Below are 9,833 nucleotides of genomic sequence, written 5' to 3'. Positions count from 1 at the left end.
CGCACTCCCGTTCTACGAGCGCTTCGGCTTCATCCAGCAGCCCGAGCTCCCCATCGACCACGGCCCGGTCGTCTACCCGATGCTGCTCCCGCGCTGACGCAAGCCCGCCTGCCACCGCGCCGACGCGACTCCGCCTGCTGCCGCGCCGCGTTGACGCGAGCCCGCCTGCTACCGCGCCGACGCGACTCCGCCTGCTACCGAATCCCAAGGGACACGTGCCATATTCGGCCTCACCGAGTGTCGCTGCGCACCGCTCCCGCGTGTGGCCGATCGGCACCGCCGACCTAACCGTCACCGTCGCGGCGCGAATTTCAGCCCGGCCCGCCGAGATCAGCGTGTGTCGCCGAGCACCGCACCTTCGCGACGAGGATCGGCCCCGCCGATCCAACCGTCACCGTCGCGGCGCAGCGCGCTGAGACCGCTGGACTGCGGCGCTACCGAGACCTGGTGGCCCAACTCGCGTAGGCGGGTGATGAGCGGATCGTTGTTGCCGTTGTCGGCGGTGTTGATGCTCGGGTGTTCGCCGCCGAGGCCGGTGGCGGGCGCGTTGCCCGCGCCGAAGGACAGCGACGACACGGCCTGCTGCGGATCGAGGCCCCAATCGAGCATGCCGATCAGGGTTTTCACGACGAACTGGATGATCACCGAGCCGCCGGGGGAGCCGGCGATGTGGGTGAGCTGGCCGCGCGAACCGTCGGCGGCCTTGTCGAAGACGAGGGTCGGGGCCATCGAGCTGCGCGGGCGCTTGTTGGGCTGGACGCGGTTGGCCACGGGCGCGCCGTCGGTGCCGAGCGGGTCGGCGGAGAAGTCGGTGAGCTGGTTGTTCAGCACGAAGCCGTCGACGACGTGGAATGAGCCGAACGCGGACTCCACCGTCGTGGTCATGGCGGCCGCGTTGCCGTACTTGTCCACCACCGAGATGTGGCTGGTGCCGTGCTCGGGCGGCTGCGGGCCGACGCCGAGCGGGACGGGGCCGAAGTCACCGGGCTGGGCCGTACCCATGCTGTGGCCGCGGTCGATCAGCCCGGCGCGCTGCTTCAGATAGTCCTTGTTCAGCAGGGTCTGCGGTGAATTGCCGGGCAGCGGAATGAAATCCGAGTCGGCCACGTACTTGTTGCGGTCGGCGTAGGCGAGGCGCTCGGCCTCGGAGATGAGGTGCACCGCGTCGGCCTTGGGCTTGCCGCCGTTGCGCGCGTCGGCCTCGGACCCGAGGTTATCCGGGGGCAACGCGGCGAGGTCGAAGTTCTCCAGGATGCCGAGGGTTGCGGCGACCGTGCTCCCGCCGGAGGACGGGTTCGGCATGCCGCAGATCTCGTGCGTGCGGTAGCTCGTGCACAGCGCGGTGCGCTTCTTGGCCTGGTAGTTCGCCAGGTCGGCGGTGGTGATGAGGCTGGGGGTGCGGCCGCCGGAGGTGGTGGTGGCCGCGTCGACGATGTCGCGGGCGATGGCGCCGGTGTAGAAGGCGTCGGCCCCGCCGGAGGCGATGGCGCTCAAGGTCTTCGACATCGCCGGGTTGGTCAGGACGGCGTCGGCGGCCTTGGCGGTGCCGTCGGGGTTCAGGAAGTAGGCTTTCGCGGACTCGTCGAGCGCGAGGTCCTTGGCCGATTCGGCGATCTGCCCGGCGAACCGGGGGCTGATCGGGAAGCCGCGGTCGGCGAGCTGGATGGCGGGGTCGAACAGCTCGCGCCAGCCGGTCTTGCCGTGGTCGCGGTGCGCCATCTCCAGCATTCGCAGCACGCCGGGCACGCCGATGGATCGGCCGCTGGCCCGCGTGTTCGGCTTCGGCTGGGTGCGGTCGACGTCGTCGACCCAGCGCAGGTAGTTCTCCGTGGCCGCGGCGGGCGCGACCTCGCGGCCGTCGTAGGCGTCGACTGTTTTGGCGGCGGCGTCGTAATACATCAGGAAGGAACCGCCGCCGATGCCGGAGGCCTGCGGCTCGACCAGGCCGAGCACCGCCTGCGCGGCGATCAGCGCGTCGGCCGCGGTGCCGCCGTCGCGCAGCACCGCACACGCGGCCTTGGTCGAGACCGGGTTGGCCGTCGACACCGCGAAGGTCTTGGTGCGCACCGGCGTCATGCCCGACCGGTATCCGGTGGCGATCTCCGGGTTGGTGCTGATGTCCTGCGTCCTGCCACCCGGGGCGCCCGCCGAGGTCGCCGCCACCGGCGTTCCGTTCGGCGCGGTCTCGCAGACACCGCCGGCCTTGTCCTCGTCGGACGAACAGGCCGTGACCGTTCCGAGGGCGAGCAGCATCGCCGCCGCAACACCCGTCCACGTTCCTCGCGCACGCCTCATGGGGGGACTCTAACGCCCGGCACCGACAGGCGGGGAGGGTTTGTCGTACCAACGCGCTTGCGCGCCAGGCGCTTATCGCCCGGGTCCGACCGGTCTCACATCCTCGGCGACCCACGTGGCCTGCGACGATCTAGGGCACCGCGGGCGGCGTCGGTAGGCTGATCCGGTGACCATCGAGGCGGTGCTCTTCGACTATTCCGGGACCTTGTTTCGACTGGAGGAGGACGAATCGTGGGGTGATCAACTCGTCGCGGCCGACGGCCGACCCTTCGACGTGCACGAAAAGGCCGAGATCCTGCGCAGGATGACCGCTCCGGTCGAGCAAATAGTGCGATTCGGCCCGGACGGACAGTACGCCTGGGACAACCGCGACCTCGACCCGAAGCTGCACCGGCGGGCCTACCTCGAGGTCCTGCGCAAGTCCGGCGTGCCGACCGACGAGCAGGCGGAGGTTCTCTACGGCCGCCTCATCGACCCGATGGCCTGGACCCCATACCCCGACGTCGACGAGGTTCTGACATCCCTTGCGGCCCAAGGCCTTCAGATCGCCGTGGTGAGCAATATCGCCTTCGACATCCGCCCGGCCTTCGCCGCCAGGAACTGGGACCGATACATCGACGCCTTCGCCCTCTCCTTCGAGGTCGGCGCGATGAAACCCGACCCTCGCATCTTCGCGGCCACCTTGGACAAGCTCGGCGTCGACCCGGCGGCGGCCCTGATGGTCGGCGACAGCGCCGAGGCCGATGGCGGCGCCACCGCCCTCGGCTGCCGATTTGCCCTGGTCGATCCGCTGCCGACCGCCGAGCGTCGCTCCGGTCTATTGGACGCGTTGCGCGACAACGGGATTCCGCGCGACCGGTGACCTACCGCCGCTGAGCAGCGGTGTCGCGCGTCAGGGTTGTCCGACTCTGTTCGGTCCTCTACCGTTCTGCCAACGCGTCCGTTGACCCGGGTCGCGGGTGATCGGAAAGTGGGGGCGCGATGAGCGCGGACTCTTCGGAGGAAGATTTAGCCGTCGCCGAGCGGTTGTGGGCGCTCAGTACGCTGCCCGAACCGGCGAGGGAAGCGCGGGAGGCCGCGTGGGGACTGGCGGGGTTCGGCCTGGCCTACGTGGTGATCATGGGCGTCACGCTCGGGGGCGAGGCCGCCGGGGGCGCGGCGATCCAGTTCCTGTTCAGCTGGCTGCTCGGCCTCGTCGTCTGCGCCTTCGCCCACGGCGCGAGCGCGGTCCGGGTGCTGGCCATCGTCTTCGCGGTGGCGCAGGCCGTGGTCGGCTGGCAGACCCATCCGCACGCCGTGCCGTTCGGCCACTGGATAGTCGCGGTGCTCTACTCGCTCGGCGCGGCGACGGCCGTCGTCTACCAGCTGACGCGCGCCGAAGCCAAGACGTGGTTCGACGTCGACCCGCGCTGAACCTCTTGGCGCGCACGATGTTTCGGCGATAGCCCCGGGGAACGTTCCGACTGGAACACCCCTCGCGCGCCGAACCGGGCGCGGCGGACGAATCTGTCGGACCCGCTCGATAGGCTTGACGGGTGGCAGATCCAGCGACGTACCGGCCCAAGCCGGGCACGATTCCCGTCGAACCAGGGGTGTACAAGTTTCGGGACGCGCACCGGCAGGTCATCTACGTCGGTAAGGCGAAGAGCCTGCGCAGCCGGCTGAACTCGTACTTCGCCGACGTCGCCTCGCTGCACCCGCGCACGAGGCAGATGGTCACCACGGCGGCGAGCGTCGAGTGGACGGTGGTCTCCACCGAGGTAGAGGCGCTGCAGCTCGAGTACAACTGGATCAAGGAGTTCGATCCGCGCTTCAACGTCCGCTACCGCGACGACAAGTCGTACCCGGTGCTCGCGGTGACGTTGAACGAGGAGTTCCCGCGCCTGTTCGTCTACCGCGGCGCCCGCAAGAAGGGCGTGCGGTACTTCGGCCCCTACGCCCACGCCTGGGCCATCCGGGAGACCCTGGATCTGCTCCTGCGCGTGTTCCCCGCGCGCACCTGCTCCAACGGAGTCTTCAAGCGGCACAACCAGATCGGCCGTCCCTGCCTGCTCGGCTACATCGACAAGTGCTCGGCGCCGTGCATCGGCCGGGTCAGCGCCGAGGAGCACCGCCGGATCGTCGAGGACTTCTGCGACTTCCTGGCCGGGCGCACCGACCGCATGGTCCGTCAGCTCGAGCGCCGCATGCAGGAGGCCGCCGAGGATCTGGACTTCGAGAACGCCGCGCGACTGCGCGACGACGTGCAGGCCCTGCGCCGCGCGCTGGAGAAGCAGGCCGTCGTGCTCGGCACCGGCACCGACGCCGACGTGATCGCCTTCGCCACCGACGAGCTGGAGGCGGCGGTGCAGATCTTCCACGTCCGCGACGGCCGGGTCCGCGGCCAGCGCGGCTGGGTGGTGGACAAGTCCGGCGACGCCCTCGACATGGAGCGGCCGAGCCCCGAGGACGCCGCGCCCGAGGCGGGCGGCGAACTGGCCGTGCTGGTCGAGCAGTTCCTCACCCAGTTCTACGGCGAGCAGGTCTCGGTCGCCGAACTCGGCGAGGCCGAGCAGCCCGCCACCGTGGTGCCGCGCGAGGTGCTGGTGCCCGTCCTGCCCGCCGACGCCGAGCAGATCCAGGAGTGGCTGTCGAACCTGCGCGGCTCGGCCGTGCAGTTGCGGGTGCCGCAGCGCGGCGACAAGAAGGCCCTCGCCGAGACCGTGCAGCGCAACGCGATGGAGGCGCTACAGCAGCACAAGCTCAAGCGCGCGGGCGACCTCACCTCGAGATCGGCTGCGCTGCAAGCCATTCAGGACGCGCTCGAACTCGACAGCGCCCCGTTGCGGATCGAGTGCGTCGACATCAGCCACGTGCAGGGCACCGACGTGGTCGCCTCGCTCGTGGTGTTCGAGGACGGACTGGCGCGCAAGTCCGAGTACCGCCACTTCGCCATCAAGGAGGCCGCGGGCGAGGGCCGCTCGGACGACGTCGGCAGCATCAGGGAGGTGACCAGGCGGCGCTTCTACAAGCTCCAGAAGGAGCGCGAGCTGATGGCCAGCGAGGACTTGGCGGCCGAAACCACCGACGACACAGGCGAACACGTCTCCCGCCCCGGCATCGACCCGCAAACCGGTCGCCCGCGCAAGTTCTCCTACCCGCCCAACCTCTACGTCGTCGACGGCGGCGCGCCCCAGGTCGCGGCCGCCGCCGAGGTGCTCGACGAGCTGGGCATCACCGACGTCGCGGTGATCGGCTTGGCCAAGCGGCTGGAGGAGGTGTGGGTGCCGGGGGAGAGCGATCCGGTGATCATGCCGCGCAACAGCGAGGCGCTATTCCTGCTGCAACGCGTCCGCGACGAGGCGCACCGGTTCGCCATCACCTTCCACCGCAGCAAACGCTCGCGGCGGATGACCGCGTCCGCGCTGGACTCGGTGCCCGGCCTCGGCGCGGCGCGCCGGACCGCGCTGGTCACGCATTTCGGTTCCGTCGCGAAGCTGAAAGAGGCCACGGTGGAGCAGATCACCGAGGTCCCCGGCATCGGGCTGGCAACCGCCAAGGCTGTGCTGGCGGCGCTGCAGGATGGCTGAGAAACCGCGGAATCAACGGCTTTCGCGCCTTCCCCCTATATCCTCGGTACCGTTCCAGCAGTTGTTTGTGAACGGTCCACGTGCACCAGGGAAGGTGATCGCGCATGTCTGCGCCCTACGCAGGGACCGGTGCGGGATGATTCGAGAGGTACCCGAGAGACGGATCCGGTAGGACATGACACGCGTCGAATCGAACAGCACTGCGGGCAATCCGCGACAGACCGAGGGGCGGGCCGGCCCCTTGAGCGCTGTCGCGGCGGCGAACCCGCAGGTCGAGGTCGTCATCGTGACCGGGCTATCCGGCGCGGGCCGCGGCACCGCCGCCCGCGTCCTCGAGGATCTCGGCTGGTACGTCGCCGACAACCTCCCGCCCGAACTCATCGGCCGCATGGTCGAGCTCGGCGCCTCCGCCGAGCCGCCGATCCGCAGCTTGGCCCTGGTGATGGACGTGCGCAGCCGGTTCTTCACCGGTGACCTCTCGGTCGTCACCGAGCAACTGCGCAAACTCGGCATCCAAACGCGGGTGCTGTTTCTCGAAGCCTCCGATGACGTGCTGATCCGGCGCTTCGGCTTCGCCCGGCGCCGCCACCCGCTGCAGAGCGAGAGCAAGGACGGCACCCTCTCGGCGGGCATCGCCGCCGAGCGCGTCCGGCTCTCACCCGTGCGCACCGCCGCGGACCTGGTCATCGACACCACCGAACTGTCCATCCACCAGCTGCACCGCAAGCTGGAGGAGGCCTTCGGCGGCGGCGCACCGAGCGCGCTGCAGCTGACCGTGCAATCCTTCGGCTTCAAACACGGGGTTCCACTGGACGCCGACATGGTGTTGGATGTGCGTTTTCTACCTAATCCACATTGGATACCGGAATTGCGGGAACACACTGGTCAGGAATCAGTGGTGAGCGAGTACGTGCTGTCGCGCCCCGGCGCCGACGATTACCTGCGCACCTGCCACCACCTGGTCGATCTGACGATGAACGGTTACCGCCAAGAGGGGAAGCGATACATGACGGTGGCAGTGGGCTGCACCGGAGGCAAGCACCGCAGCGTGGCGATAGCCGAGGCCCTCGGCGAACTGATGAGCGAGGTCACCGGTGTGACCGAGGGGGCCGCCGACGTGGTCCGGGTCGTGCATCGGGATCTGGGGCGCGAATGAGTGGGCGCGGTGAGCCGAGGGTCAGCGAGGCGAAGGCATGAGCGGGTGGGAATCCGAGCCCAGCATCGTCGCGCTGGGTGGCGGGCACGGTCTGTACGCGACATTGACCGCCGTCCGACGGCTGACCAGGAAGATCTGCGCGGTCGTCACCGTCGCGGACGACGGCGGCTCGTCGGGCCGGCTACGCGCCGAACTAGGCGTGCTACCGCCCGGTGACCTACGAATGGCGTTGGCTGCGTTGGCCGCCGACTCCGACGGCGTCTGGACCCGGACCGTGCAGCACCGCTTCGGCGGCACCGGCGCGCTCGCCGGCCACTCGGTCGGCAACCTCATCCTGGCCGGTCTGACCGAGGTGCTCGGCGACCCCGTCGCCGCGCTGGACGAGGTCGCGAAGCTGTTGCGCATCACCGGACGGGTGCTGCCCATGTCGCCCATCGCGCTCGACATCGAGGCGGATGTGGCTGGGCTGGAAGCGGATCCGCGCGTCAGTCGCTGCATCCGCGGTCAGGTCGCCATCGCTACGACGCCCGGCAAGGTCCGGCGGGTGCGGCTGATCCCGTCCGACCCGCCCGCGGGCCAGGAGGCCACTTCGGCCATCGAACACGCCGACGTGGTCGTTCTCGGACCAGGATCCTGGTTCACCAGCGTCATCCCCCATGTGCTCGTCCCCGAACTACGAGAGGCGCTGGTGTACACCCGAGCCAGAAAAGTTCTCGTGCTGAATCTCGCCGCGGAGCCCGGCGAGACGGCGGGTTTCTCCGCCGAACGGCACCTGCATGTATTGTCCCAGCACGCACCGGATTTCGCGGTCGATGAGGTTCTGGTCGATTCCGGGTCGGTGCCGGAGGGTCGCGAAAGAGAACATGTGGCGAGAGCTGCCGAACAGTTGCGCGCACGGGTAACCTTCTCCGATGTCGCCGAGGCGGGGACGGACCGGCATCACCCCGGAAAGCTCGCCGCCGCACTGGATCAACTGATCCGGCAACCTCGGCCGCAAATGGCAGGGCTTCGAGTCGAGGGACGGCACATGGGTCAGGATGTGCGTTCCGGGTTGGGTGGAAAGGAGCGCGTCTCGTGGCGATGACAGCCGATGTGAAAGACGAGCTGAGCAGGCTCACGGTGTCGCAAGTCAGTTCCCGCAAGGCGGAACTGTCCGCGTTGCTGCGCTTCGCGGGCGGCCTGCACATCGTCGGCGGGCGGGTGATCGTCGAGGCCGAGGTGGACATGGGCTCCATCGCGCGCAGGCTGCGCCGGGAGATCTTCGAGCTATACGGCTACGGCTCCGACGTGCACGTGCTCGGCGCGGGCGGGTTACGCAAGACCTCCCGCTACGTGGTGCGCGTGTCCAAGGAGGGCGAGGCGCTGGCCCGGCAGACCGGTCTGCTCGACGTGCGCGGCCGACCGGTGCGCGGCTTGCCCGCCCAGGTGGTCGGCGGCAGCATCGCCGACGCCGAAGCCGCTTGGCGCGGAGCGTTTCTCGCGCACGGCTCGCTCACCGAACCGGGTCGCTCCTCCGCGCTGGAGGTCAGCTGCCCGGGTCCGGAGGCGGCGCTCGCGCTCGTCGGCGCGGCGCGCAGGCTCGGCATCACCGCCAAGGCACGCGAGGTGCGCGGCACCGACCGCGTCGTGGTGCGCGACGGCGAGGCCATCGGCGCGCTGCTCACCAGGATGGGTGCGCACGGCACCCGCATCGTCTGGGAGGAGCGCAGGCTGCGCCGCGAGGTGCGAGCCACCGCGAACCGGCTGGCCAACTTCGACGACGCGAACCTGCGCCGCTCGGCCCGCGCCGCCGTCGCCGCGGCCGCCAGGGTGGAGCGCGCGCTCGAGATCCTCAGCGACGACGTGCCCGACCATCTCGCCGCCGCAGGCAAACTGCGCGTGCAGCACCGTCAGGCGTCACTCGAGGAACTCGGCCAGCTCGCCGACCCGCCGATGACGAAAGACGCTGTGGCAGGCCGCATTCGACGATTGCTGTCGATGGCGGACCGGCGCGCGAAGGAACTCGGCATCCCCGACACCGAGTCCGCCGTCACCGCGGAACTCCTGGACGAGGCCTGACGGAGGTTCGGTCCGGGACCTCCGCTGGGCGTGAGGGAGGTGCCGGTCGGGTCGGTCGGGTCGTCCGTCGGTGGGCTGGAGGTGTCGGTCGGTTCGGCCAGGTCGCCCGTCGGTGGGCTGGAGGTGTCGGTCGGTTCGGCCAGGTCGCCCGTCGGTGGACTGGAGGTGTCGGTCGGTTCGGCGGGGACGCCCGCCCCATCCTGGCGGAGGCGTCGGTCGGTTCGCGCGCTGGTGTGCTGGCGGCATGGACCGGTTCGGCCGGAAAGCGCGCCGGCGTGGCAGAGGCGTCGGCCGGTTCCGCCGAGACGGGCGCCCACCAGCGTGATGGACGCACCGGCCGGGTCGGCCGGCATGTCCGCTGGCATCACGTCCGGCACGTCAGATCCGCACTCGCTCTCGGGCACACACTCGCTGTCGGCCACGCACTCGCTGTCAGGATGCACTCGCTCTCGGGCACGCACTCACTCTCGGGCCCTAGAGAGGGTGCGTGCTCCGAGAGGGTGCAAAGTCCGCGTCTTGTTGAGGGCGCGCTCGCTGTCGGCCACGCACTCGCTTTCGGGGAATGCTCGCTGTCGGAGCACGCACCCGCTTTCGGAGCACGCACTCGCTCTCGGGGCACGCACTCACTTTCGGGCCCTAGAGAGGGTGCGTGCCCCTAGAGAGGGTGCAAAGTCCGCATTCGCTGTTGGGCGCGCGCTCCCTGTCGGGCGCGCACTCGTTTTCGGGGCACGCTCGCTGTCGGCGCATGCACTCGC

The 9,833-nt window shown here is 69.8% G+C and carries 7 protein-coding genes; 6 read left to right on the top strand and 1 reads right to left on the bottom strand.

Annotated features, from left to right (window positions below):
- Positions 1-330: 330 nt before the first annotated feature.
- Entirely contained in the window at positions 331-2,295 is a 1,965-nt protein-coding gene (locus ON39_RS19490; protein ID WP_040736345.1) for a gamma-glutamyltransferase family protein, read from the bottom strand.
- A gap of 166 nt (positions 2,296-2,461) precedes the next feature.
- On the opposite strand from ON39_RS19490, the gene ON39_RS19485 reads away from it, so the two are divergent.
- The 6 genes from ON39_RS19485 to whiA all read left to right on the top strand — a co-directional run bounded on the left by ON39_RS19485 (position 2,462) and on the right by whiA (position 9,078).
- A complete protein-coding gene (locus ON39_RS19485; protein ID WP_040736343.1) occupies positions 2,462-3,157 on the top strand; it encodes an HAD family hydrolase in 696 nt (231 codons plus the stop codon).
- A gap of 119 nt (positions 3,158-3,276) precedes the next feature.
- The gene (locus ON39_RS19480) at positions 3,277-3,708 is read left to right on the top strand and encodes a hypothetical protein (protein WP_040736341.1); all 432 of its coding nucleotides are present in this window, start codon (positions 3,277-3,279) and stop codon (positions 3,706-3,708) included.
- Between the two features lie 122 nt (positions 3,709-3,830).
- The gene (gene uvrC, locus ON39_RS19475; RefSeq protein ID WP_040736339.1) at positions 3,831-5,864 is read left to right on the top strand and encodes an excinuclease ABC subunit UvrC; all 2,034 of its coding nucleotides are present in this window, start codon (positions 3,831-3,833) and stop codon (positions 5,862-5,864) included.
- Between the two features lie 175 nt (positions 5,865-6,039).
- Positions 6,040-7,020: an RNase adapter RapZ gene (rapZ, locus tag ON39_RS19470; protein WP_083894549.1), complete on the top strand. Its 981-nt coding sequence runs from the start codon at positions 6,040-6,042 to the stop codon at positions 7,018-7,020.
- A gap of 37 nt (positions 7,021-7,057) precedes the next feature.
- The gene (locus ON39_RS19465; protein ID WP_040736337.1) at positions 7,058-8,104 is read left to right on the top strand and encodes a gluconeogenesis factor YvcK family protein; all 1,047 of its coding nucleotides are present in this window, start codon (positions 7,058-7,060) and stop codon (positions 8,102-8,104) included.
- Positions 8,095-9,078, top strand: a complete 984-nt coding sequence (gene whiA / locus ON39_RS19460; RefSeq protein ID WP_040736336.1) for a DNA-binding protein WhiA — start codon at positions 8,095-8,097, stop codon at positions 9,076-9,078. The genes ON39_RS19465 and whiA overlap by 10 nt, the downstream gene beginning before the upstream one ends.
- Positions 9,079-9,833 lie beyond the last annotated feature (755 nt).

Source organism: Nocardia tenerifensis NBRC 101015 (genome assembly GCF_000308715.1).
GTDB classification, from domain to species: Bacteria; Actinomycetota; Actinomycetes; order Mycobacteriales; family Mycobacteriaceae; genus Nocardia; species Nocardia tenerifensis.
This window is presented reverse-complemented; position numbering and strand designations above follow the sequence as displayed.

What these genes read in the sequence shown, in the direction of transcription:
- ON39_RS19465 (WP_040736337.1), top strand. Translation starts at nt 7,058, where the DNA reads ATGAGCGGGTGGGAATCCGAGCCCAGCATCGTCGCGCTGGGTGGCGGG.
- ON39_RS19480 (WP_040736341.1), top strand. Translation starts at nt 3,277, where the DNA reads ATGAGCGCGGACTCTTCGGAGGAAGATTTAGCCGTCGCCGAGCGGTTG.
- ON39_RS19490 (WP_040736345.1), bottom strand. Translation starts at nt 2,295, where the DNA reads ATGAGGCGTGCGCGAGGAACGTGGACGGGTGTTGCGGCGGCGATGCTG.
- rapZ (WP_083894549.1), top strand. Translation starts at nt 6,040, where the DNA reads ATGACACGCGTCGAATCGAACAGCACTGCGGGCAATCCGCGACAGACC.